General features: G+C 63.3%; 25 protein-coding genes. 24 read left to right on the top strand and 1 reads right to left on the bottom strand.

All coding sequences use genetic code 11. The features are described from left to right. The first annotated feature begins 98 nt into the window (after nucleotides 1–98). Both A9D60_RS01840 and A9D60_RS01835 read left to right on the top strand, forming a co-directional pair. Complete coding sequence (locus A9D60_RS01840) at nucleotides 99–878, top strand: IclR family transcriptional regulator (RefSeq protein ID WP_065266012.1); 780 nt, start codon at nucleotides 99–101, stop codon at nucleotides 876–878. A gap of 44 nt (nucleotides 879–922) precedes the next feature. Then, nucleotides 923–2,278: an aspartate aminotransferase family protein gene (locus A9D60_RS01835; protein WP_065266011.1), complete on the top strand. Its 1,356-nt coding sequence runs from the start codon at nucleotides 923–925 to the stop codon at nucleotides 2,276–2,278. Nucleotides 2,279–2,424: 146 nt separating this feature from the next. On the opposite strand, the gene A9D60_RS01830 is transcribed toward A9D60_RS01835, so the two are convergent. Next, entirely contained in the window at nucleotides 2,425–2,955 is a 531-nt protein-coding gene (locus A9D60_RS01830) for a GNAT family N-acetyltransferase (RefSeq protein WP_065266010.1), read from the bottom strand. Nucleotides 2,956–3,082: 127 nt separating this feature from the next. On the opposite strand from A9D60_RS01830, the gene A9D60_RS01825 reads away from it, so the two are divergent. The 22 genes from A9D60_RS01825 to A9D60_RS01720 all read left to right on the top strand — a co-directional run bounded on the left by A9D60_RS01825 (nucleotide 3,083) and on the right by A9D60_RS01720 (nucleotide 22,952). Continuing rightward, nucleotides 3,083–4,708: an alkaline phosphatase family protein gene (locus tag A9D60_RS01825; RefSeq protein ID WP_065266009.1), complete on the top strand. Its 1,626-nt coding sequence runs from the start codon at nucleotides 3,083–3,085 to the stop codon at nucleotides 4,706–4,708. Nucleotides 4,709–4,919: 211 nt separating this feature from the next. After that, complete coding sequence (pcaF, locus tag A9D60_RS01820) at nucleotides 4,920–6,122, top strand: 3-oxoadipyl-CoA thiolase (protein ID WP_065266008.1); 1,203 nt, start codon at nucleotides 4,920–4,922, stop codon at nucleotides 6,120–6,122. Between the two features lie 22 nt (nucleotides 6,123–6,144). Continuing rightward, a complete protein-coding gene (gene paaA, locus A9D60_RS01815; RefSeq protein ID WP_065266007.1) occupies nucleotides 6,145–7,122 on the top strand; it encodes a 1,2-phenylacetyl-CoA epoxidase subunit PaaA in 978 nt (325 codons plus the stop codon). A 62-nt stretch (nucleotides 7,123–7,184) separates the two neighbouring features. Then, a complete protein-coding gene (gene paaB, locus A9D60_RS01810; protein ID WP_008557866.1) occupies nucleotides 7,185–7,469 on the top strand; it encodes a 1,2-phenylacetyl-CoA epoxidase subunit PaaB in 285 nt (94 codons plus the stop codon). Next, the gene (gene paaC / locus A9D60_RS01805; protein WP_065266006.1) at nucleotides 7,469–8,230 is read left to right on the top strand and encodes a 1,2-phenylacetyl-CoA epoxidase subunit PaaC; all 762 of its coding nucleotides are present in this window, start codon (nucleotides 7,469–7,471) and stop codon (nucleotides 8,228–8,230) included. Before paaB ends, paaC begins: the two co-directional genes overlap by 1 nt. A 99-nt stretch (nucleotides 8,231–8,329) precedes the next feature. Next, nucleotides 8,330–8,803 carry a 1,2-phenylacetyl-CoA epoxidase subunit PaaD gene (paaD, locus tag A9D60_RS01800; protein ID WP_065266005.1) on the top strand — a complete coding sequence of 158 codons (474 nt, stop codon included), beginning with the start codon at nucleotides 8,330–8,332 and terminating at the stop codon, nucleotides 8,801–8,803. A gap of 10 nt (nucleotides 8,804–8,813) precedes the next feature. Continuing rightward, on the top strand, nucleotides 8,814–9,887 hold the full coding sequence (gene paaE / locus A9D60_RS01795) for a 1,2-phenylacetyl-CoA epoxidase subunit PaaE (protein WP_065266004.1): 1,074 nt from the start codon (nucleotides 8,814–8,816) through the stop codon (nucleotides 9,885–9,887). A 24-nt stretch (nucleotides 9,888–9,911) separates the two neighbouring features. Continuing rightward, nucleotides 9,912–10,673 carry a Phenylacetic acid catabolic protein gene (locus A9D60_RS01790; RefSeq protein ID WP_065266003.1) on the top strand — a complete coding sequence of 254 codons (762 nt, stop codon included), beginning with the start codon at nucleotides 9,912–9,914 and terminating at the stop codon, nucleotides 10,671–10,673. 200 nt (nucleotides 10,674–10,873) lie between these two features. Continuing rightward, on the top strand, nucleotides 10,874–11,368 hold the full coding sequence (locus A9D60_RS01785; protein ID WP_141117770.1) for a VOC family protein: 495 nt from the start codon (nucleotides 10,874–10,876) through the stop codon (nucleotides 11,366–11,368). A 223-nt stretch (nucleotides 11,369–11,591) separates the two neighbouring features. Next, a complete protein-coding gene (locus tag A9D60_RS01780) occupies nucleotides 11,592–12,455 on the top strand; it encodes a branched-chain amino acid aminotransferase (protein ID WP_065266001.1) in 864 nt (287 codons plus the stop codon). A gap of 290 nt (nucleotides 12,456–12,745) precedes the next feature. Then, nucleotides 12,746–13,201, top strand: coding sequence for a universal stress protein (locus A9D60_RS01775; RefSeq protein ID WP_065266000.1), 456 nt, complete (start codon nucleotides 12,746–12,748; stop codon nucleotides 13,199–13,201). Between the two features lie 21 nt (nucleotides 13,202–13,222). Continuing rightward, nucleotides 13,223–13,822: a 2-hydroxychromene-2-carboxylate isomerase gene (locus A9D60_RS01770; RefSeq protein ID WP_065266068.1), complete on the top strand. Its 600-nt coding sequence runs from the start codon at nucleotides 13,223–13,225 to the stop codon at nucleotides 13,820–13,822. A 69-nt stretch (nucleotides 13,823–13,891) separates the two neighbouring features. Next, nucleotides 13,892–14,458 carry a NifU family protein gene (locus A9D60_RS01765; protein ID WP_065265999.1) on the top strand — a complete coding sequence of 189 codons (567 nt, stop codon included), beginning with the start codon at nucleotides 13,892–13,894 and terminating at the stop codon, nucleotides 14,456–14,458. A 21-nt stretch (nucleotides 14,459–14,479) separates the two neighbouring features. Beyond that, the gene (gene tsaB, locus A9D60_RS01760) at nucleotides 14,480–15,076 is read left to right on the top strand and encodes a tRNA (adenosine(37)-N6)-threonylcarbamoyltransferase complex dimerization subunit type 1 TsaB (protein ID WP_065265998.1); all 597 of its coding nucleotides are present in this window, start codon (nucleotides 14,480–14,482) and stop codon (nucleotides 15,074–15,076) included. Beyond that, nucleotides 15,069–15,494: a GNAT family N-acetyltransferase gene (locus A9D60_RS01755; RefSeq protein WP_065265997.1), complete on the top strand. Its 426-nt coding sequence runs from the start codon at nucleotides 15,069–15,071 to the stop codon at nucleotides 15,492–15,494. Before tsaB ends, A9D60_RS01755 begins: the two co-directional genes overlap by 8 nt. 156 nt (nucleotides 15,495–15,650) lie before the next feature. Further along, a complete protein-coding gene (locus tag A9D60_RS01750; protein WP_065266067.1) occupies nucleotides 15,651–16,646 on the top strand; it encodes a BMP family lipoprotein in 996 nt (331 codons plus the stop codon). A gap of 17 nt (nucleotides 16,647–16,663) precedes the next feature. Further along, the gene (locus A9D60_RS01745) at nucleotides 16,664–17,017 is read left to right on the top strand and encodes a nuclear transport factor 2 family protein (protein WP_065265996.1); all 354 of its coding nucleotides are present in this window, start codon (nucleotides 16,664–16,666) and stop codon (nucleotides 17,015–17,017) included. Continuing rightward, nucleotides 17,014–18,543 (top strand): ABC transporter ATP-binding protein, encoded by a 1,530-nt coding sequence (locus A9D60_RS01740; protein WP_065265995.1) that lies wholly within the window; start codon nucleotides 17,014–17,016, stop codon nucleotides 18,541–18,543. The genes A9D60_RS01745 and A9D60_RS01740 overlap by 4 nt, the downstream gene beginning before the upstream one ends. Beyond that, nucleotides 18,544–19,638 carry an ABC transporter permease gene (locus tag A9D60_RS01735; protein WP_065265994.1) on the top strand — a complete coding sequence of 365 codons (1,095 nt, stop codon included), beginning with the start codon at nucleotides 18,544–18,546 and terminating at the stop codon, nucleotides 19,636–19,638. Then, complete coding sequence (locus tag A9D60_RS01730; RefSeq protein ID WP_065265993.1) at nucleotides 19,638–20,603, top strand: ABC transporter permease; 966 nt, start codon at nucleotides 19,638–19,640, stop codon at nucleotides 20,601–20,603. Before A9D60_RS01735 ends, A9D60_RS01730 begins: the two co-directional genes overlap by 1 nt. A gap of 377 nt (nucleotides 20,604–20,980) precedes the next feature. Beyond that, nucleotides 20,981–21,904 carry a sulfite exporter TauE/SafE family protein gene (locus A9D60_RS01725; RefSeq protein WP_065265992.1) on the top strand — a complete coding sequence of 308 codons (924 nt, stop codon included), beginning with the start codon at nucleotides 20,981–20,983 and terminating at the stop codon, nucleotides 21,902–21,904. A 124-nt stretch (nucleotides 21,905–22,028) separates the two neighbouring features. Further along, entirely contained in the window at nucleotides 22,029–22,952 is a 924-nt protein-coding gene (locus tag A9D60_RS01720; protein WP_065265991.1) for a sulfite exporter TauE/SafE family protein, read from the top strand.

Below are 22,952 nucleotides of genomic sequence, written 5' to 3'. Positions count from 1 at the left end.
ACAAACAAACCTCGCATCTGTCATTTAAACCGCATCACGGGACCGCCGGCGCAGGAGAGATCGCCCGGACAGTTCAAACAGGGAGCTTCAACAAGCGCATGGGAACTGTATCCAAAGCCTTGTCACTGCTGACATTTTTCAATCACGGCCGGACCGGGATCGGGCTCAGCGACCTCACGCGCCTGTCCGGGATGAACAAGGCAACCGTCTACCGGCTTATGAACGAACTTCAGGAATCGGGCTTTGTAGAACAGACGGGCAGCGACCGCTCTTACCGGCTGGGGCCCCAGGTTCTGCGTCTTGCAGCCCTGCGTGAGGCCGCGGTGCCAATCCTCTCCGTTTCCCGCCAGGTGCTGCGTGATTTAAGCGATGAAACCGGCGAAACCAGCCACCTGTCTCTGCTGCAAGGCAGCCAGCTCAATTCGCTGTCACACGCCTATTCACCGCGCAACGCCACCAGGGTGATGATGGAGGACGCCAAGGTGCTGACGTTCCATGGCACCAGCTCCGGCATGGCAGTTCTGGCCTATGCCGAACCGGACTTTGCCGAGACCATACTGTCCCAGCCGCTGGGGGCCCGCACTCCGGAAACCATCACAGATCCGCAGAAAATCCGCGCTCAGCTTGCCGGCATCCGCAAAAGCGGCATTGCCGTGTCTGTCGGCGGGTTTGAAGAAGACGTTCATTCCCATGCAGTTCCGGTCTTTGACCCGGACCGCAAGGTAATCGGCGCCCTGGCGGTGGCCGCCCCCGCCTCCCGCATGACCGCAGAGCAGAAACAGCTGATCCCGGCGGCCCTGCGCCGTGCAGGCGCCACCCTTACCCACCGCATCGGCGGGTCCGCCCCTGCGGACTACCCGCAGGACGAAACCGCCTGACCCCCTCACCGGCCCAAGCCGGGCCGAAACCAGGAGCTGCCTCCATGAAAGACTCCAACTTTCTGAAAGAACACAACGCCAGATCCCTGTGGCACCCCATGACGCACCCTGGCGACAGCCTGGCCAACCCGCCTGCCATCATTACCTCTGCACAGGGGGTGAAGATCACCGACATCGACGGGCATGAGGTGGTCGATGCGGTTGGCGGCCTGTGGAACGTGAACCTCGGCTTTTCCTGCCAGCCGGTGAAGGACGCGATTGCCGCGCAACTGGACGTGCTTCCTTATTACTCCACCTTCCGCGGCACCACCAATGACCAGGTAATCCAGCTGGCAGAAGAACTGCGCAAGTTCTTTGCACCCGACGGGCTCACCCGCGCCTTTTTTACCTCTGGCGGCTCGGATTCGGTGGAAACCGCCCTGCGCCTCGCGCGCCAGTACCACAAGATCCGCGGCGAGGAAGGCCGCACCAAGTTCCTGAGCCTCAAGAAGGGCTACCATGGCACCCACATGGGTGGGGCTTCGGTGAATGGCAACGCAAACTTCCGCACCCAGTACGAACCGCTGCTGCCCGGCTGCTTTCACATCCCGGCGCCCTACACCTACCGCAATCCCTTCAACGAGACCGATCCGGAACGCCTGGCCCAGCTCTGCCTGCAAGCGCTGGAGGATGAGATCGCCTTCCAGGGCGCAGGCACCATCGCCGCCTTCATCATGGAACCCATCCTGGGGGCCGGCGGCGTGATCCCGCCGCATTCCAGCTTCATGCCCGGCGTGCGCGACATCTGCTCCAAACACGGCATCCTGCTGATCGCGGATGAGGTGATTACCGCCTTCGGACGCACCGGATCATGGAGCGGATCACGCCACTGGGGCGTGCAGCCGGACATGATGGCAACGGCCAAGGCGATCACCAACGGATACTTCCCCTTTGGCGCGGTGATGATCGCGGATCATATGACCGAGACCTTCGAGAAGGACAACACGGGCAAGGCGGCCATCGGACACGGCTACACCTACTCCGGCCATCCTGTTGGCGCTGCCGCAGCCCTTGCCTGCCTCGAAGAAACACTTCGCTTGAACGTGACAGAAAACGCCGCTGCACGCGGCACCCAGATCCACCAGGGCCTGCTGGCGCTTCAGCAGAAATACGAGCTGATCGGCGATGTCCGCGGCGGCCACGGCCTGATGTGCGCGCTGGAGCTGGTTTCCGCCCGCGCTGCCAAGACAGCCGTAGACAAGAAGACCATCGGCAAACTGCAGGAAGCCGCTTATGAGGCAGGCGCTATGGTCCGGGTCTCCGGCCCCAACATCATCCTGTCGCCGCCGCTGGTGCTGAGCGAGGCGGAGGCGGACACCATCCTCTCCGCCCTTGATGCAGGCTTTGCAGCAGTGAGCTGACCTTAGGACCAAACGGTTCTGCGCCCGGGCCGTCAGACCCGGGTGCCACCAGATGCCATGACGGGCCCGAAGCACATGCTTCAGCCCCGCTCGTCTCCGCAGCGCTCGCATATTGGAGATGCAGTTGCTGATTTGGATTCAGGGCTTCAAAGGGAGCGATACTGCAGCACGTCGTTGACGTATTCGGCGTCATTGATCCTGAAACCGGTCAGGCCCGCATGTTCAAACCCGTTGCGCAAATAGAAAGAGATCGCGCGGGAGTTCTCCGAATTGCTGGTCAGCCAAGGGGCGTCCCAGCCGTTCGACCGGCAGAGCTGCAGCCCGGCTTGCAACAGGCGGATCCCGATGCCGTGCCCTTGGTGCCGCGGCTGGACATAGAACGTGGAGATTTCGGTGTGCGAAGCCCCGCCAGCCGGGCTTGGCCGCCCGTGTGAGACACGGATATAGCCGTCGATGCCGTCCCGGTTCTGCGAGACCAGCAGTTGCTCGGCCGGATTTTGCAAGGCTTCGGCAAAATGCGCAGGGGTGTAGTGGTCCAGCACATAGTCTGCAAAGTGCCCGTTGATGCCATTGCGCAGATAGGTGCCGGTCCAGACCTCGATCGACAGGGCAGCCAGACTGGAGCAGTCATCCATTCCGGCAGGACGGATTGCGGCGGGGATTGATGAAGGGGTCATGAATGCCGATGGGAATAGAAAAAACAGGCGCCATAGTTCAGGCTGAAGCGGGTTCCGTCAAGAAGACCCGCTCGCCAAAATTGCTTCACTTGTTTATTAACACTGCAGCACTGAGCGGGAGGCGCTAATGAACATCCTCTATATCATGTTCGACCAGTTGCGGTTCGACTACCTGAGCTGCGCGGGCCATCCGCACTTGCAGACACCGCATATCGACGGGCTGGCCGCCAGGGGCGTGCGCTTCACCCGCGCCTATGTGCAGTCACCGACCTGCGGGTCGTCGCGGATGTCGAGCTATACCGGGCGCTACCCCTCCAGCCATGGGGTGCAGTTCAACAGCTACCCGCTGCGGGTGGGCGAGTGGACGATGGGCGACCACCTGCGCAAGGCAGGAATGGGCTGTCACCTGATCGGCAAGACCCATATGGTTGCGGATGCCGACGGCATGCAGCGGCTGGGGCTGGCACCGGACAGCGTGATCGGCGTGCGCCAGTCGGAATGCGGCTTTGACCCTTACGTGCGCGACGACGGGCTGTGGGCGGAAGGGCCGGACGGCTTCTATGACAGCAAGCGCAGCCCCTATAATGAATATCTTAAGAACAAGGGGTATCCCGGTGAGAACCCCTGGAACGACTTTGCCAATGCCGGGGTCGAGGGCAATGACATCGCGTCCGGCTGGTTCATGGTCAATGCGGACAAGCCTGCCAATGTCGCCGAGGAAGACAGCGAAACACCCTGGCTGACCACTCAGGCCATGGCGTTCATCGAGCAGGCCGAGGGGCCGTGGTGCGCGCACCTCAGCTATATCAAGCCGCATTGGCCCTACATCGTGCCTGCGCCCTATCACGACATGTACGGGCCGGAGCATGTGCTGCCGGTGGTGCGCTCCGAGGCGGAGCGGGAAGACGCACATCCCGTTTTCGACGGCATGATGAACAACCAGATCGGCAAGACCTTCAGCCGTGACGAAGTGCGGGCAAAGGTGATCCCCGCCTATATGGGGCTGATCAAGCAGGCCGATGACCAGATGGGACGGCTGTTCGCCTGGCTTGAGGAAACCGGCCGGATGCAGGACACCATGATTGTGGTGACATCGGACCATGGCGACTACCTTGGCGATCACTGGCTGGGCGAAAAGAACCTGTTCCACGAACCCTCTATCAAGGTGCCGCTGATCATCCATGACCCGCGCGCAGAGGCCGATGCGACACGCGGCACCACCTGCGATGAGCTGGTGGAGGCGATCGACCTGTTGCCTACGTTTCTGGAGGCGGCGGGCGGTGAACCTGCGCCGCATATCCTGGAAGGGCGCTCCTTGATGCCGTTCCTGCGCGGTGAAAAACCGGAGTGGCGGGAATATGCCATTGCCGAGTTCGATTATTCCACCATGCCGCTCTGCGAAAAGCTGGGGCTGGAGCCGAAGGATGCGCGGCTGTTCATGGTGACAGACAAACGCTGGAAATTCATGCACGCCGAGGGCGGGCTCAGGCCGATGCTGTTCGACATGAAAAATGACCCGGATGAGCTGGTGGACCTCGCTAAGGACACCACACATCAGGCGGTCATAGATCTGATGTACGACCGGTTGCTGGAATGGGGCCTCAGAATGTCGCAGCGGATCACCCTGTCGGATACGCAGATCAAGGCACGCCGCGGCAAGTCAGGGCGCAAGGGTATCCTGCTGGGGGTCTATGAGGCTGATGACGCGGCGCCTGAATTGACGGCGAAATACCGCGGACAAGTACCGCAGTAGCCGCCCGGCTCTTTCACTTTTCCACCTATGCTGCCGGGAGCCCCGCAGGACGGGAGCAGCCCCTGCCCGGGAAGTTTCGCGCTGATCTGTTACAACTTTTTCTCCCTACGCAAATCTGCGTTACATTTCTCTTGCTGCGAATCATCTTCCGGCGTATCACCGACCCAACGGTCGGCTTTTCCTGCCGCCGCCACAGGAGACGCGAACACCCATGGATGCTTTCATCTGCGATGCCACCCGCACCCCGATCGGCCGCTACGGCGGCGCGTTGAGCCAGGTGCGTACCGATGACCTTGCCGCCCTGCCGATTGCCGCGCTGGCGGCGCGCAACCCGGATGTGGACTGGGGCTCCTTGGATGACGTGATCCTGGGCGATGCCAACCAAGCGGGTGAAAGCAACCGCAACGTGGCCCGTATGGCGGCGCTGCTGGCAGGCCTGCCCACTTCTGTGCCCGGCACCACCATCAACCGCCTCTGCGCCTCCGGCATGGATGCGGTCGGCATGGCGTCCCGCGGCATCAAGGCCGGCGACTATGACATGGCCATCGCAGGCGGCGTCGAAAGCATGAGCCGCGCGCCTTTTGTGATGCCCAAGGCGACCTCCGCCTTCACCCGTGCCAATGCAGTTTTCGACACCACCATCGGCTGGCGCTTCGTGAACCCGAGGATGGACAAGATGTACGGCACCGACTCGATGCCGCAAACCGCTGACAACGTGGCCGAGGATTACGGTGTCTCCCGCGAGGATCAGGACGCCTTTGCCGCCCGCAGCCAGGCCCGCTGGGCCGCCGCGCATGAGGCCGGCATCTTCCAGGACGAGATCACCCCTGTCACCATCCCCCAGCGCAAGGGCGATGACATCGTGGTCGACACCGACGAACACCCCCGCCCCGGCACCTCGGCTGAGAAGCTGGCAGGCCTCAAGGGCGTCAACGGCCCGGACAAGACTGTCACCGCAGGCAATGCCTCTGGCGTCAACGACGGTGCCGCGGCGATCCTGATGGCGAATGAGGCCGCAGCCGCAAAGAACGGGCTGAAACCGATAGCCCGCATCGTTGGCATGGCCGCCGCAGGGGTCGAGCCGCGCATCATGGGCATCGGCCCGGTGCCTGCCACCCGCAAGGTGCTGGCCCGTACCGGCCTGACCATCGAACAGATGGACGTGATCGAACTGAACGAAGCGTTTGCCTCGCAGGGCCTCGCCACCCTGCGCGAGCTTGGCCTTCCGGACGATGCGCCCCATGTTAATCCCAACGGCGGTGCAATTGCACTGGGCCACCCGCTCGGCATGTCCGGCGCGCGGCTGGTGCTGACTGCCGCCTACCAATTGCAGCGCACTGGCGGGCGGTACGCCCTCTGCACCATGTGCGTCGGCGTCGGACAGGGCACCGCCCTGATCCTCGAACGCGTGTAACGAAGATTAGGAGGTCCCAGACATGTATGCTCAGATGATCAAATCCGAAGCGACCCAGGACGATCCGGAAAAGCTGGCGGCCTTCCAGGCGCGCATCGACGCGGGCGAGAAGATCGAGCCCAAGGACTGGATGCCCGAGGGCTACCGCAAAACCCTGATCCGCCAGATCGGCCAGCACGCCCACTCCGAAATCGTCGGCCAGCTGCCCGAGGGCAACTGGATCACCCGCGCGCCCACGCTGGAGCGCAAGGCGATCCTCTTGGCCAAGGTGCAGGATGAGGCGGGCCACGGCCTCTACCTCTACTGTGCCGCCGAAACTCTGGGTGTTTCGCGCGACGAGATCACGGAGATGCTGCTCGACGGGCGGATGAAATACTCGTCGATCTTCAACTACCCGACGCTGAACTGGGCCGACATCGGCGCGGTGGGCTGGCTGGTCGATGGTGCGGCAATCATGAACCAGGTACCGCTGCAGCGGACCTCCTTCGGCCCTTACTCCCGCGCGATGATCCGCATCTGCAAGGAAGAAAGCTTCCACCAGCGCCAGGGCTACGACGCCATCCGCCAGATGGCCGAAGGCACGCCCGAGCAGAAAAAGATGGCCCAAGACGCGCTGAACCGCCTCTGGTACCCATCGCTGATGATGTTCGGCCCGTCCGACAAGGACTCGGTCCATTCCGCCCAATCGATGGCCTGGAAGATCAAGATGAACACCAACGATGAGCTGCGCCAGAAGTTCGTCGACCAGACCGTGCCGCAGGCCGAATACCTTGGCCTGACCATTCCCGACCCGGACCTGAAATGGAACGATGAGCGCGGCCATTATGACTACACCGACCCGGACTGGAGCGAGTTCTTTGACGTGATCAAGGGCAACGGCCCCTGCAACGTAGACCGCCTCGCCGCCCGCAACAAGGCCTGGGACGACGGCGCTTGGGTGCGTGACGGCCTCTTGGCCCACGCCAAGAAGAAAGCCGCGCGCCAGCACGCCGCCGAATAACCCCAAGCATTCCGGCGCCCCTCGTCAGCGGCGGCGCCCCCTCAGCCAGGAGGATTTGAGACATGAAAAACGAATGGCCCCTCTGGGAAATCTTCATCCGCGGCCAGCACGGCATGAGCCACCGCCACGTCGGGTCCCTGCATGCGCCGGACGCCGAAATGGCGATCAAGAACGCCCGCGACGTCTATACCCGCCGCAACGAAGGCGTGTCGATCTGGGTGGTGGAAGCCAACCACATCGCCGCCTCCTCGCCCAGCGACAAAGGCCCGCTGTATGAGCCGTCGGAAAGCAAGGTCTACCGCCACCCGACTTTCTTCGACATTCCCGAAGAAGTGGGGGCCATGTAATGACCCGCGACGACGCCTTTTTTCAATTTCTGCTGCGGATGGGGGACAACACCCTGATCCTCGGCCACCGGGTCAGCGAATGGTGCGGCCACGCACCAGTGCTGGAAGAGGACATCGCGCTGGCCAACACCGCGCTGGACCTGATCGGCCAGACCCAGATGTGGCTCGGCCTCGCCGCTGAGGTGCAGGGCGACGGCAAATCCGCCGACGATCTCGCCTTCCTGCGCGACGCCTGGGACTTCCGTAACGTGCTCTTGTGCGAGGTGCCGAACGGCGACTTCGGCCGCACGCTGATGCGCCAGTTCCTGTTCGACGCCTGGCACTCGATCCAGCTGGGCCGGCTGATGAAATCCTCGGACGAGCGGGTCGCCGCAATTGCCGAGAAGGCCTCGAAAGAGGTCGCCTATCACCTGGAACGCTCCGCCGACACCGTGGTGGGCCTGGGCGACGGCACTGAGGAGAGCCACCGCCGGATGCAGGAAGCGCTGGATTACCTCTGGCCCTACGTGGGCGAGATGTTCCAGTCCGACGATGTGGACGCCGAAATGGTCAAGGCGGGCATTGCACCTGATCCCGCATCCCTGCGCGAAGAATACGACGTGCTGGTCTCCCGCATCCTAGGCGACGCGACGCTGACCATTCCGGAGAGCCGCTTTGCCCACAAGGGCGGCCGCACCGGTGCAATGCATACAGAGCACCTGGGCCACCTGCTGACCCAGATGCAATGGCTGCAGCGCGCCTATCCAGGCGCCAAGTGGTAAGGCCACGGCCAGTGAACTGAGGGCATCCCCGGCGTCAGACGGGGGTGAAGCCCGCTTCCGCGAGGGAGGCCGGACGGAACAGCCAATGAGGGTAACCGCATGAGCCAAGTGACAACTCAGCCAAGCATCACCCAAGTCTGGGACTGGCTTGACGCCGTGCCGGATCCGGAAATCCCGGTGATCTCGCTGGTGGACCTGGGCATCATCCGCGATGTGGCCTGGGAGGGTGAGACCCTGGTGGTCACCGTCACCCCGACCTACTCCGGCTGCCCGGCCACATCGGTGATCGCCATGGATATCGAAACAGCCCTGCGCGACCGCGGTATCCAGGCCCTGAAGCTCAAAACCCAGATCTCCCCCGCCTGGACCACCGACTGGCTGACGGAGAAGGGCCGCACCAAGCTGGAGGATTACGGCATCGCCCCTCCCCAGCCCGCCGGCGGCCCGGAAAAATGCCCGCACTGCGGCAGCCCGCATGTCACCAAGGTCAGCCAATTCGGCTCGACCCCCTGCAAGGCCCACTGGCGCTGCCAGGACTGCCTCGAACCCTTTGATTATTTCAAGTGCATCTGAGGAGACCCTGATGGCGCGCTTTCACGACCTTGAAGTCACCGACGTCCGCAAGACCATCCGCGATGCGGTGGTTGTCACCCTGAAGCCCGTGAACGGCGCGGCTGACGAGTTTGATTTCACCCAGGGCCAGTACCTGACCTTCCGCCGCGACTTTGACGGAGAGGAACTGCGCCGCAGCTACTCGATTTGCGCCGGCAAGGATGAGGGCATCCTGCAGGTCGGCATCAAGCGCGTCGACGGCGGCGCGTTCTCGACCTGGGCCAATACCGAACTCAAGGCCGGCGACACCCTGCAGGCGATGCCGCCGATGGGGACTTTCTTTACCCCGCTCGAAGGCACTGCCGAGAAACACTACCTTGGCTTTGCCGGCGGCTCCGGTATCACGCCCGTGCTGTCGATCCTCAAGACCACGCTGGCAGCGGAGCCCAGTTCCTCCTTCACGCTGGTCTATGCCAACAAGGGCGTGAACACGATCATGTTCCGCGAGGAGCTGGAGGATCTCAAGAACCTCTACATGGGCCGCTTCAACGTGATCCACGTGCTGGAATCCGACGCCCAGGAAATCGACCTGTTCACCGGCCTGGTGACTGAGGAGAAATGTGCCCAGTTGTTCGAGCACTGGATCGACATCAAATCGGTCGACACGGCCTTCATCTGCGGTCCGGAGCCGATGATGCTGGGCATCGCTGCCGCACTGCGCAACGCGGGCCTCAGCGACAGCCAGATCAAGTTTGAGCTGTTCGCCTCCGCCCAGCCGGGCCGTGCCAAGCGCAAGGCTGCGGCAAGCGACGCATCCAGCAGCGCCAACCAGACCAAGGCCGCCATCACCCTGGATGGTGCCACCCAGACCATCGAGATGGGCAAGGACATGACGCTGCTGGATGCGGCGCTGGAAAACGCGATGGACGCGCCCTATGCCTGCAAGGCCGGCGTCTGCTCCACCTGCCGCTGCAAGGTGCTGGAAGGCGAGGTCGAAATGGTCGCCAACCACGCGCTGGAGGACTACGAGGTCGAAAAAGGCTATGTGCTCTCCTGCCAAGCCTATCCGGTGACCGATAACGTCGTGGTCGATTACGACCAGTAACGCCTGCCCGAGGGAGATGAGACCATGACCGACGAGATGAGCATATCCAGCTATCTGGCCCAGGGCGGCGTGCTGTCCAACCCGTCCAACGTGCCGCCGCGCTACCGCGCCGAGCTGATGAAGATGATGGCAACCTTCGTAGACAGCGAACTGGCGGGTGCTGCCGGCTTTGCCGACATCATCAACGAGGGGCCCGGTATCAAGGCGCGCATTGCCGCCGCCAAGATCGTTCTGGAAAAATCTGACAGCGCCGAAAAAGTGCTGCGCATCATGGGCGATTTCGGCGCCGATACAGAGCGTTACGCCGACCACCACCCCTGGACCGCGCGGCTGGAGCGGGACGCCGACATCGGCCAGACCCGCAGCAAGCACGACATGCGGCTGGCAGTATTCAACTACCCGCTGGAAGGCTGGGCCGACGCAGTGATGATGAACCTTCTGATGGGCAGCGCCGTTGCCGTGCAGCTGGAAGAGCTGAGCCATGTCTCCTACCAGCCGCTGGCCGAAACCTTCCGCGCTATCCAGCCCATCGAGGCGCATCACGCCGAATTGGCCGAGGAAGGCCTGATGGTGCTGGTAGAGGCGCAAGGCGCCGAGGCCCTGCAGGAGCTGGCGGATTACTGGTGGCCGCGGGTGGCGGCCAGCTTCGGCTCCGAAACCTCTCAGAAATTCGAGGGATTGAAGGCGATTGGCTTGCGCCGCACCCCGAATGCAGAATTGAAAGCGCGCTGGGAGCAGGCCGCTTCTGCCGTTCTGACCAAGGCCGGTCTGAAACCCGCCACCTGACTTCGAAGCGAATGCTCCCGCCCGGGTCTGCACGCATCGCAGATGCGCTTGCCCGGTTGGGCCCGGCGCGCCTTGCGGCGCGCAAGGACGCCGCAATATGCTGTCCTGTGCAATTCCACAGGGGAATGGTGCAGCGCTGCGGAATGGTATCCGGGCCATCCGGCCTCCATCTTCACTGCAACAGACAGATGGAGACAGCAATGAGCACCGGCACAGCCCCCCTGCCCGCAAGCACCCGCATCGGCCACGTCCACCTCAAGGTTTCAGACCTGGAGCGGTCGATCGCCTTCTACAGCGGCGTGCTGGGCTTTGAGGTGACCCAGCGGCTGGGAAACTCCGCCGCTTTCCTGTCGGCGGGCGGGTATCACCACCACATCGGCCTCAACACCTGGCAGTCGCGCGGCGGCCCCGCCCCGGCGCCCAATACGACCGGCCTCTACCACACAGCCATCCTGCTGCCCGACCGCAAGAGCCTGGCTGCGGTTCTGCGCCGGGTGCTGGACGCCGGCATAAATTTGGATGGCGCCGCCGATCACGGCGTCTCGGAGGCCATCTACCTGCGCGACCCGGACGGCAACGGTGTGGAACTCTACCGCGACCGGCCGGAAATGGAGTGGCCGCGGGCGGCGGATGGCAGCCTGGACATGGGAACCGAAGCGCTGGACCTGCAGGCGATACTCGCGGAGGTTGAGTAGGTCAGCCATTCTGTCCGAATGTTTCGCGCGCGAAACAATTAGTCAGAAATGCTGACTTAATGGACGTGACGTCAGCCTCCGCGCTACGAACTTTCAATGTATTGAAAATAAAAGGAAGTAGCGCTTTGCCGAATTCATTCTGCCGGCTTGGGCGCTCTCTGTCAGGTCTGGACCTCTGACCTTTCCCTGCCTACCCTTGCGGCAAGCAGAAGGAGGCAGAACCATGGCTGTGGGCCGCACAATCCGCACTTACTTCAACGGCAGCTGGCAGAACGGCAACACCGCTGTGATGAGGGCTGCGGACCATGCGATGTGGCTAGGCTCTTCCGTTTTTGACGGCGCGCGTTTCTTTGACGGAAGAACTCCGGACCTGGACCTGCACTGCGCCCGCACCAATGCCTCGGCCGAGGCGCTGATGATGGAGCCCACCCATTCTGTGCCGCAGATGATGGAGATCATCCGCGACGGGCTGGAAGGGTTTACCCCCGGCGCTGCGGTCTATATCCGGCCGATGTATTGGGCCGCTGACGGCGACGAGACGCTGATCGCCCCCAAGCCAGACAGCACCCAATTCGCCGTCAGCCTGGAGGAAATCCCGATGGCGGCACCTGAGGCGTCCGCCACGCTGACCCGCACACGCTTCCGCCGACCGGTGCTGGAATGCGCGGTGGTGAACGCCAAGGCGGGCTGCCTTTACCCCAACAACGCCCGGATGCTGCGGGAGGCGCGCAGCAAGGGGTTCAGCAATGCGCTGGTGCTGGATGCCATGGGCAATGTGGCGGAAACCGCCACCACCAATGTCTTCATGGTGCGCGACGGCGAGGTTTTCACCCCGATCCCCAACGGCACCTTCCTGGCCGGGATCACCCGTGCCCGGCACATCAGCAACATGCGGGCCGACGGCATCACCGTGCATGAATGCGTGCTGGGGTATCAGGATTTCGAGGAGGCCGACGAGATTTTCCTCTCCGGCAACATGAGCAAAGTGACACCTGTCACGGCGTTCGATGACTGCCGCTATCAGGCCGGCCCGGTCGCCAAACGGGTTCGGGACCTCTACTGGGATTGGGCTGCCAGCCAAGGGTAAGCCCTTCCGCCCGGTATTGCATGCAAGGGCTCCCGCCCGTTCCGGAGTTTCTTTCTAAACCCGCTGCACGGAGCCGCGCCGCGCATCTGCGCGGCGCCCGGCCCAAAGCCGCCAAGGATGTTCCGGCAGAGCCGGAGGATCCTGCGGGTGCGGGAGCGCTGCCTTGGCCTGGCACGCCCGAAGGCGCACAAGTCTAGGGCCAGAAAACGCCACGTTGACGCTGCTTTGGCTCTATTGCCTGATCGCCCCGCTTGCGCCATGATCCGCGGTGCAACAACGAGAGAGCGAAGATGCGCAAATTCCTTGTGGTCCTGGACGACAGCCGCGAATGCCTGAACGCCATGCGCTTTGCCGCGATGCGGGCCGCGCATACCGGCGCGGGCGTCACCATCCTGTCGGTTATCCCCCCGGATGAGTTCAACCACTGGATCGGCGTCGGCGAAGTGATGCGGGAGGAAGCGCGCGAACGCATCCACGCCCATTTCGAGGTATTCGCCAAATGGATGCGCGACCGCCAGAACGTCGACCCCGAGCTGGTGATCCGCGAGGGCGAACCGGTGCCGGAGATCCTCGATTATGTCGAGGGAGACCCGGAAATCGGCGTTCTGGTGCTGGGTGCCGGCACCGGCCGCAAGGGACCGGGCCCGCTGGTCACCCAGCTCACCAAGAACTCCGGCGCGCTGCCTATCCCGATCACAATCGTGCCGGGCGACCTCAGCAAGGAAAAGCTGGAAGCGATCACCTGACCAGAGGGGATGGCAGAGGCGATGACCCGCAGGATCACTTTCTGGTTCGAATTCGCCTCCACCTATTCTTATCTGAGCGTGATGCGGATCGGCGGACTGGCTACCGCCCGCGGCGTTTCAGTTACCTGGAAGCCGTTTCTGCTGGGCCCGATTTTTGCCGCTCAGGGCTGGGACACCTCCCCCTTCAACATTTATCCCGCCAAGGGCCGCTACATGTGGCGCGACATGGAGCGGATCTGTGCAGCCCGCGGGTTGCCCTTCAGCCGTCCCGCTGTATTCCCTCAGAACGGGCTGAAAGCGGCGCGGCTGGCTTTGGCTGCGGCGGAACAGGACCGTATTGCGCCTTTTACCAAGGCCGTGTTCCAAGCGCAGTTTGGCGCGGGCATGGATATCGCAGATGAAACTGTCTTGCAGAGCTGCCTGAGCAAGGCAGGCCTTGACCAAAGCCTGATGCAGAGGACGCGGGCGCCGGACATCAAGTCGGCACTGCGGGCGCAGACCGATGAGGCCATTGCCGCGGACATTTTCGGGGCGCCCAGCTTTACCAGCGGAGCTGAATTGTTCTGGGGCGATGACCGGCTGGAGCAGGCGCTGGAGCACGCCGCGCGCGGCACATTTTAGAATCGTTCCAAATCTTGACTTGGCGGTCCGCAGGGCGCATATCGGGGGCACGCTTAACGGAGACCCGACATGTTCATTCAGACTGAATCCACGCCCAACCCGGCGACGCTGAAATTCCTGCCGGGCCAGACCGTTCTGGAGGCGGGCACTGCTGACTTCCCCAGTGCGGACGCCGCAGGCAAATCACCGCTGGCCTCCCGCATCTTTGCGGTTGAAGGCGTGACCGGCGTGTTCTTCGGCAATGACTTTGTCACGGTGACCAAGGCAGACAGCGTCGAATGGGACCACATCAAACCCGCTATCCTGGGCGCGGTGATGGAACATTACCAGTCCGGCCAGCCGGTGATGGCAGACGGTTCTGAAAGCCCGGCCTCGGGACATGCAGAACATTCCGGCGAGGACGCGGAGATCGTCAACCAGATCAAGGAACTGCTGGACAGCCGGGTGCGCCCGGCGGTGGCGCAGGACGGCGGCGACATCACCTTCCACGGCTTTGACCGCGGCGTCGTGTACCTGCATATGCAGGGCGCCTGCGCCGGCTGCCCGTCCTCGACCCTTACCCTGAAGATGGGCATCGAGAACCTGCTGCGCCACTACATCCCGGAAGTCACCGAGGTGCGCCCGGTTGCCGTCTGACCACCTGCGAAAGGACATCTGATGGCATCCGAACCGCTGGTTCTGGGATTTGACACATCGGCCGCGCATTGCGCGGCCGCTTTGCTGCGCGGCAACACCCTGCTGGCCTCCCGGCTGGAGGAAATGTCCCGCGGCCAGGCCGAACGGCTGATGCCGCTCCTGGAGGAGGTGCTGGCCGAAGGCGGTGCCGTTTGGGCCGACCTAGAGGCCATCGGCGTGGGCATCGGCCCCGGAAACTTCACCGGCATCCGCATCGCGGTCTCCGCCGCCCGCGGACTGGCGCTGGGACTGGAAGTGCCGGCAGTGGGCGTCGACGGGTTTGAGGCCCGCGCCGCCGAGGGCACCCTGCCCGCGGTGCTTGCGCCGCGCGATCAGGTCTATGCAGCCCTGCCAGGGGAGGCACCGCGTCTGATGCTGCGTCAGGAGGCGGAGGACGCCGCCCGCGGTGCTGGGCTGGCGTTTGCGCCCGAGGCAAGTCCGGCCGGGATCGCCGAGGCCATTGCGCGCATTGCCGCCGCACGGTTTGAAACAGCGGGTGGACCGCCCGCGCCGCTGTATCTGCGCGCCGCTGATGCGGCCCCCTCCAGCGACGTGCCGCCGACGCTGATTGATGAGTGATCCGCTGACACCGGAAGCGATGGCTGCCGCCCATGCTGCCGCTTTCACCCAGTCGCGGCCGTGGTCGGCACTGGAGTTTGCCGCGCTGCTGGACAGCCCGCTGGTCTTTGCCGCCGGGGATGACCGCTGTTTTGCACTGGTGCGGGTAATCGCAGATGAAGCTGAACTGCTGACCATCGCCACCGACCCCGCCCATCAGCGGCAGGGACTGGCCCGAGCCTGCATGGCGGATTGGGAATCAGCCGCCCACGCGCGCGGCGCGGCGGAGGCGTTTCTGGAAGTCGCCGAAGACAACGTGCCCGCGCAGGCACTGTACCGTGCTTGCGGATTCGCGGAATGCGGGCGCCGGGCGGGGTATTACCGCCGCAAAGACGCTAATCCGGCGGACGCAATCCTGATGAGAAAGTCTTTACGCTAGGCCAGTTGCGCGGATTTCGCACCATTTGGTCAAAAAGCGGTTGACCCCCTCCCTGCCCTGCAGGCTAAATTGCCGCACCCTCTAAGGCCTGAACGGGGCCGGGCAGCGGAAAATCACCGCTGCATCCAACAAATAATGACAGTGGGAGTTAACCTGATGACCCTGATGAAACCGCTGATGGGCGCAGCCGCGTCGCTGGCCCTGACCGCAGGTGCCGCGCTGGCGGAACCGGCTCTGATCTTCGATCTGGGCGGCAAGTTCGACAAGAGCTTCAACGAAGCCGCGCACGGCGGTGCCCAGCGCTGGGCCGAAGAGACCGGCGAAACCTACCGCGAGATCGAACTGCAGTCGGAAGCCCAGCGCGAGCAGGCGCTGCGCCGCTTTGCCGAAGCCGGCGCCAACCCGATCGTGATGGTCGGCTTTGCCTTTGCCGATGCCCTGGGCCAGGTCGCTGCCGACTATCCGGACACCAAATTCACCATCATCGACATGGTTGTCGAAGGTGACAACGTGCGCTCGGTTGTCTTTAACGAACATGAAGGCTCCTATTTGGTTGGCATGATGGCCGCGATGGCGTCCAAATCGAACACCGTGGGCTTTATCGGCGGCATGGACATCCCGCTGATCCGCAAGTTTGCCTGCGGCTACGCCGAGGGCGTCAAGGCAGCCAACCCGGATGCCACAGTGATCGCCAACATGACCGGCACCACCCCGGCGGCTTGGAACGACCCGGTCAAAGGCTCGGAGCTGACCAAAGCGCAAATCAGCCAGGGTGCTGACGTGGTCTATGCCGCGGCTGGCGGCACCGGCGTCGGCGTGCTGCAGACTGCGGCCGACGAAGGCATCCTGTCGATCGGCGTCGACAGCAACCAGAACCACCTGCATCCGGGCCAGGTTCTGACCTCGATGACCAAGAAGGTCGGCAACGCCGTGTTTGAGGCGTTCCAGGACGGTCCGGACATGGAGACCGGCTTCTCGGTCATGGGTCTGGCCAACGGCGGCGTCGGCTATGCCATGGATGAGCACAACGCATCGCTGGTCTCCGCCGAGATGCAGGCCGCGGTGGACGAGGCAGCTGCCAAGATCGCCTCGGGCGAGATCAAGGTGCATGACTACATGTCCGATGACAGCTGCCCTGCTCTGAGCTTCTAAGAAGAAAGCCCCAGGCCATGACGGATTCACTTCATATTCTGTTTGCGGCCTGGGGCGACCCATCGCCCGAAACGCGCGCCGCACAAACGGACGCGGCCATCGGGTCCGGTTTTTATTACTCCGATCCCAACACCCCTGCCCCCATAACCACCCGCGATGCCTACCTGGAATACATTGCGCAGTTCAGCGCGATGATGCCGGGCGCCGCGGCCAAAGTGGTTGCCGTTTCCGAGCACCACGGCCACGCACGCGCCACGGTGGATTTCGAAAAAGACGGAAAACGCATGGTGCGCGGACAGTATTTTGCCGATCTGAAGGACGGCAAGGTGGTGCGGCTGATCGGATTTACAGGCATGGGAGAGCCCGATTGACCGCCCCCGCCATCGAACTCAAAGGCATTTCCAAAGCCTTTGGCCCGGTCCAGGCAAACAAGGACATTTCCATCAGCGTCGCCCCCGGCACCATTCACGGCATCATCGGTGAAAACGGCGCGGGCAAGTCGACGCTGATGTCGATCCTCTATGGTTTCTACAAGGCCGACAAAGGCGAAGTCTGGATCAAGGGCAAGCGCACCGCGATCCCGGACAGCCAGGCAGCAATTGCCGCAGGCATCGGCATGGTGTTCCAGCACTTCAAACTGGTGGAAAACTTCACCGTGCTGGAAAACATCGTCCTGGGGGCTGAGGACAGCGGCATGCTGATGCCGTCGCTGCGCCGCGCCCGCAAGGAGCTGAAGGCGCTGGAAGAGGAATACGAGCTGTTCGTGGACCCCGACGCCCGCATCGACGAGATCGGCGTTGGCATGCAGCAGCGTGTGGAAATCCTCAAGGCGCTCTACCGCAAGGCCGAGATCCTGATCCTGGATGAGCCGACCGGCGTGCTGACGCCCTCCGAGGCTGACCAGCTTTTCCGCATCCTCGACCGGCTGCGCGCCGAAGGCAAGACCATCATCCTGATCACCCACAAGCTGCGGGAGATCATGGAATATACCGACACAGTATCCGTCATGCGCCGCGGCCAGATGACCGCGACTGTCAAAACGGCTGAGACCAGCCCCGAGCATCTGGCCGAGCTGATGGTGGGCCGCAAGGTCTTGCTGCGCGTTGACAAAGTGCCCGCCCAGCCCGGCGCCCCGATCCTGGAGATCGAGAACCTGCGGGTAGTGGACAGCGCCGGGGTCGAGCGCGTCAAGGGCATCGACCTCACCGTCCGTGCAGGCGAGATCGTTGGCATCGCCGGCGTTGCAGGTAACGGCCAGTCGGAGCTTTTGGAGGTACTGGGCGGCATGCGCCCCGGAACCGGCAGTATCAAACTGCACGGCAATCCCCTGCCCCTGCAGGGACTGGGTTCGGACGCCGCCGCGCGGCGTGAGGCCCATGTCGGCCATGTGCCGGAGGACCGCCAGCGCGAAGGCCTGATCATGGACTTCCACGCCTGGGAGAACGTCGCCTTTGGCTACCACCGGGATCCGGCCTATAAGAACGGCGTGCTGATGAACAACACCGCTTTGCGCGCCGATACCGAGGCCAAGATGGAGAAATTCGACGTCCGCCCGCCCGATCCCTGGCTGGCGGCCAAGAATTTCTCCGGCGGCAACCAGCAGAAAATCGTCGTGGCCCGCGAGATAGAGCGCAACCCCGACCTCTTGCTGGTGGGCCAGCCGACCCGCGGTGTGGACATCGGCGCCATCGAATTCATTCACAAGCAGATCGTCGAGCTGCGCGACCAGGGCAAGGCGATCCTGCTGGTCTCGGTCGAGCTGGAGGAAATCCTGTCGCTCGCGGACCGGGTTGCGGTGATGTTTGACGGCATGATCATGGGCGAGCGCCCGGCGGATCAGACCGATGAAAAAGAACTGGGCCTGATGATGGCCGGTGTCGCGGGGGAGGCCGCGTAAATGGACAAGATGCCGAAATGGGCCGATGTGGTCCTGATCCCTCTGATCAGCCTTTTCCTGGCCGCGATCCTGTCTGCCCTGGTGATCCTCGGGATTGGCGAAGACCCGGTAGCTGCGGTCAAGCTGATGGTCGATGGCGCTTTGGGCTCCACCTATGGCTGGGGCTACACGCTCTATTACGCCACCAATTTCATGTTCACCGGCCTGGCAGTGGCCATTGCCGCCCATGCGGGTCTGTTCAACATCGGCGGCGAGGGCCAGGCGATGCTGGGCGGGCTTGGCGTCGCGCTGGTCTGCCTGCTGATCCCTTGGCCGCATTGGACGCTGGCGCTGCTCTTTGCCGCCCTCGGCGCAGGCCTGTTTGGTGCCGCCTGGGCCGCGGTCCCAGCCTATCTGCAGGCTAAGCGCGGCAGCCACATTGTGATCACCACCATCATGTTCAACTTCATCGCCGCGGCGGTGCTGAACTACGTGCTGGTCAACCTGCTGCGTCCCGAAGGCTCGATGGACCCGGCCACCGAACGCTTCCCTGAGGCGGTGCACCTGCCGTCTTTGCATGAGCTGCTGGCGCCGATCGGGATCGAGTTTTCGAAATCGGCACCGGCAAACGTCAGCCTGCTGGTGGCCGTCGGCGCCTGCCTGTTTGTCTGGCTGCTGATCTGGCGCACGCCGCTGGGGTATGAAATCCGCAGCTTGGGCAAATCGGAGCCGGGCGCGCGTTATGCCGGCATCTCCTCTGTGCGCACCATCATGATCGCGATGCTGATCTCCGGCGCGCTGGCCGGGATGATGGCCGTGAACAACGTAATGGGCGAGGCGGAGCGGCTGGTGCTGAACGCCACCGAAGGCGCCGGTTTCATCGGCATCGCGGTGGCGCTGATGGGCCGCAATCACCCGTTCGGCGTGTTCCTGGCCGCGATCCTGTTCGGCTTCCTCTACCAGGGCGGCGCCGAGCTGGCGCTCTGGACCTCGATCCCGCGGGAGCTGATCGTGGTGATCCAGGCGCTGGTGATCCTGTTCACCGGCGCGCTCGACAACATGGTGCGGATGCCGCTGGAGCGGATCTTCCTGGCGATGCGGAAGGGGCAGAACTGATGGATTTCCTGACGATTATCCAACTGCTCGACTCCACCGTCCGCCTGGCCACTCCCTTGCTGCTGGCTTGTCTGGCCGGTCTGTTCTCGGAGCGTGCGGGCATTTTCGACATCGGCCTTGAAGGCAAGATGCTGATGGCCGCCTTCTTCTCTGCCGCCGTGGCTGCGGCCACCGGCAATGTCTGGCTGGGGCTGCTTGCGGGCATAGGCTCCTCGCTGCTGCTGGCGGGGCTGCACGGGGTGGCCTCGATCACTTTCCGCGGCAACCAGCTGATCTCCGGTGTGGCGATCAACTTCCTGGCTGCTGGCATGACGGTGCTGATCGCCCAGGACTGGTTCCAGCAGGGCGGCCGCACGCCATCGCTCATCGGCGGCGGGCGCTTCACACCGTTTGATCTGCCTTTTGCCGACAGCCTTTCCGGCGTGCCGGTTCTGGGTCCGGTCTATTCTGAGCTGCTCTCGGGCCATTCGATCCTGGTCTACATAGCATTCCTGGCCGTGCCCGCGACCTGGTGGGTGCTGTTCCGCACGCGATTTGGCCTGCGCCTGCGAGCGGTCGGCGAAAACCCTGCCGCCGTGGACACCGCGGGCGTCTCGGTTGTCGGCCTGCGCTATGCGGCCGTGATGATCTGCGGCCTGCTGTGCGGCATTGCCGGCGCCTATCTGGCGACCGCGCTGCAGGCGGGTTTTGTCAAGGACATGACCGCAGGCCGCGGCTTCATCGCCCTGGCGGCACTGATCTTTGCCAAGTGGCGGCCCTGGCACGCAATGGGTGCCTGCCTGCTGTTCGGACTGCTGCAAGCCATCGCACTGCGGTTCCAGAACATCGAGCTCGGCGGCATCACTATCCCAGTGCAGGCAATGGACGCGCTGCCTTATGTGCTGACGGTGGTGATCCTCGCCGGTTTCGTCGGCAAGGCGATCCCGCCGCGGGCCGGCGGCGAGCCATATGTGAAAGAGCGTTAAGCACAGCGCCAGAAGCAGCAGAACGCCCGGCCCTGTGCCGGGCGTTTCTCTTTCCAGCCCCCCGTTTTTTTCCGGGTCAGGGGCCGCCAGCAGCGGCGCACAGGCGCCATTCACCCTTGATACGGCAAAGGCGAGCGAACAATCGGAGTGGCCCTCTAACCGGCACCCTGGTCCTCAGAAGCTTTGCGGCGGAAAGCCTCAGCGCTGCACGAAGTGCAGCGCCTGGCCCAAGGCTGCCAAGGCGAAGGGCCATGCCCTTCTTCTGCTGGCGCAGGAGCATCCGCCCTTAGGTCCAGTTCCCTGCACCCTGTCGGTCCTGTCCCCTGCAGTGCCGCCCAGCCGGTTGACCGCGCGCATCGCAGTTGCTGTAAGACGTCATGCACATCTTCCTCCCCATCGCCGAGGTTTCGGTCAACTTTTTGCTGCTCCTTGGCATCGGTGGCGCCGTAGGGGTTTTGTCCGGTATGTTCGGAGTAGGCGGCGGCTTCCTGATCACACCGCTCCTGTTCCTGATCGGCATCCCTCCGGGGGTTGCAGTGGCCACATCAGCCAACCAGGTTGTCGCCTCGTCGGTGTCAGGCCTGATGGCGCATTTCCGGCGCCGCACCGTGGATCTGAAGATGGGCTATGTGCTGCTGGGCGGAGGCCTCATGGGGGCTGCTCTGGGGATGGCGGTTTTCAACTGGCTCAAGCAGCTGGGCCAGGTCGATCTGGCGGTGCAGCTCTGCTATGTGCTGTTCCTCGGTGTGATCGGCGCATTGATGTTCGTCGAAAGCGTCAACGCCATCCGCAGGGCACGCCAGGCCGGCGGTGCCCCTGCCTATAAGCGGCGCCAGCGGTCCTGGGTGCATGCCCTGCCCTACAAGATGCGGTTCAAGGCGTCCGGGCTCTATATCTCCGTGATCCCGCCAGCACTGGTCGGCTTTGGCGTTGGCATCCTGTCGGCGATCATGGGTGTCGGCGGCGGCTTCATCATGGTGCCTGCAATGATCTACATCCTCGGCATGCCGACCAAGGTGGTGATCGGCACTTCGCTGTTCCAGATAATCTTTGTCGCCGGCTTCACCACAGTGATGCACGCCACCACCAACTACACCGTCGACGTGGTGCTGGCGCTGTTCCTGCTGATCGGCGGCGTTGCCGGCGCTCAGCTCGGCACCGTGATCGGCGCCAAGCTGAAGGCGGAGCAACTGCGGGTGCTGCTGGCCCTTCTGGTGCTGTCGGTCTCCGTCAAGATCGGGTTTGAACTGCTGCTGGAACCGGCCGACCTGTTTTCCCTGACCGTTCTGAACCTGCCCTGATGCAGGCAAATGCGGCAGGACCTCAGGCAGCAATAAGTCCAGTTTGCAACGGCAAATCAGTCCTGCACGCTGCAGAGCGGCATAGATCATTGATTTTTGATATGACTGCGGTCTAACAAAGAACATGCAGATATACCTTCCCATAGCTGAGGTCTCAGTGAATGCCTTCCTTCTCCTGGGCCTTGGGGGAATGGTCGGGGTTCTCTCGGGCATGTTCGGAGTTGGCGGCGGCTTCCTGATGACGCCGCTTTTGTTTTTCATCGGCATCCCGCCTGCGGTGGCGGTGGCGACAGAGGCGAACCAGATTGTCGCCTCCTCCTTCTCCGGCGTGCTGGCGCATTTCCGAAGGCGGACGGTCGATATCAAGATGGGCCTGGTGCTGCAGGCCGGCGGCCTGATGGGCGCGGCGCTGGGGGTTGTGGTATTCAACTACCTCAAGGCGCTGGGTCAGGTCGATCTGCTGGTCAAGCTCTGCTACGTCGTCTTCCTGGGCGTGGTCGGCGGTCTGATGTTCATCGAAAGCCTGAACGCGATCCGCAAATCCAAGAAGGCAGGCGGAACCGCCCCTGCCCCGCGCCGCCAGCGCGGCTGGGTGCATGCGCTGCCGTTCAAGATGCGGTTCCGCACCTCCGGCCTCTATATCTCGGTGATCCCGCCCATTCTGGTCGGCGTCTGCGTTGGTATCCTGGCCGCGATCATGGGTGTCGGCGGCGGTTTCATCATGGTGCCTGCGATGATCTACATCCTCGGAATGCCGACCAAGGTGGTCGTCGGCACTTCATTGTTCCAGATCATTCTGGTCACTGGCTTCACCACCATGCTGCACGCCACCACCAACTATACCGTGGACATCGTGCTGGCGGTTCTCCTGCTGATCGGCGGCGTTGTCGGCGCCCAGATCGGCACCCGCATCGGCGTCTACCTGAAGGCGGAACAACTGCGCATCCTGCTGGCGCTGATGGTGATTGTTGTTTGTGTGAAACTGGGCCTCGACCTGTTGCTGCAACCCTCCGAGCTGTTCTCGCTCGGTGCCCCCGGAGGCCATTGA

The organism is Leisingera sp. JC1, from assembly GCF_001679925.1.
Taxonomy (GTDB): Bacteria; Pseudomonadota; Alphaproteobacteria; order Rhodobacterales; family Rhodobacteraceae; genus Leisingera.
Note: the sequence above shows the minus strand (reverse complement) of the source record. Positions and strands in the feature narration are given on the sequence as shown.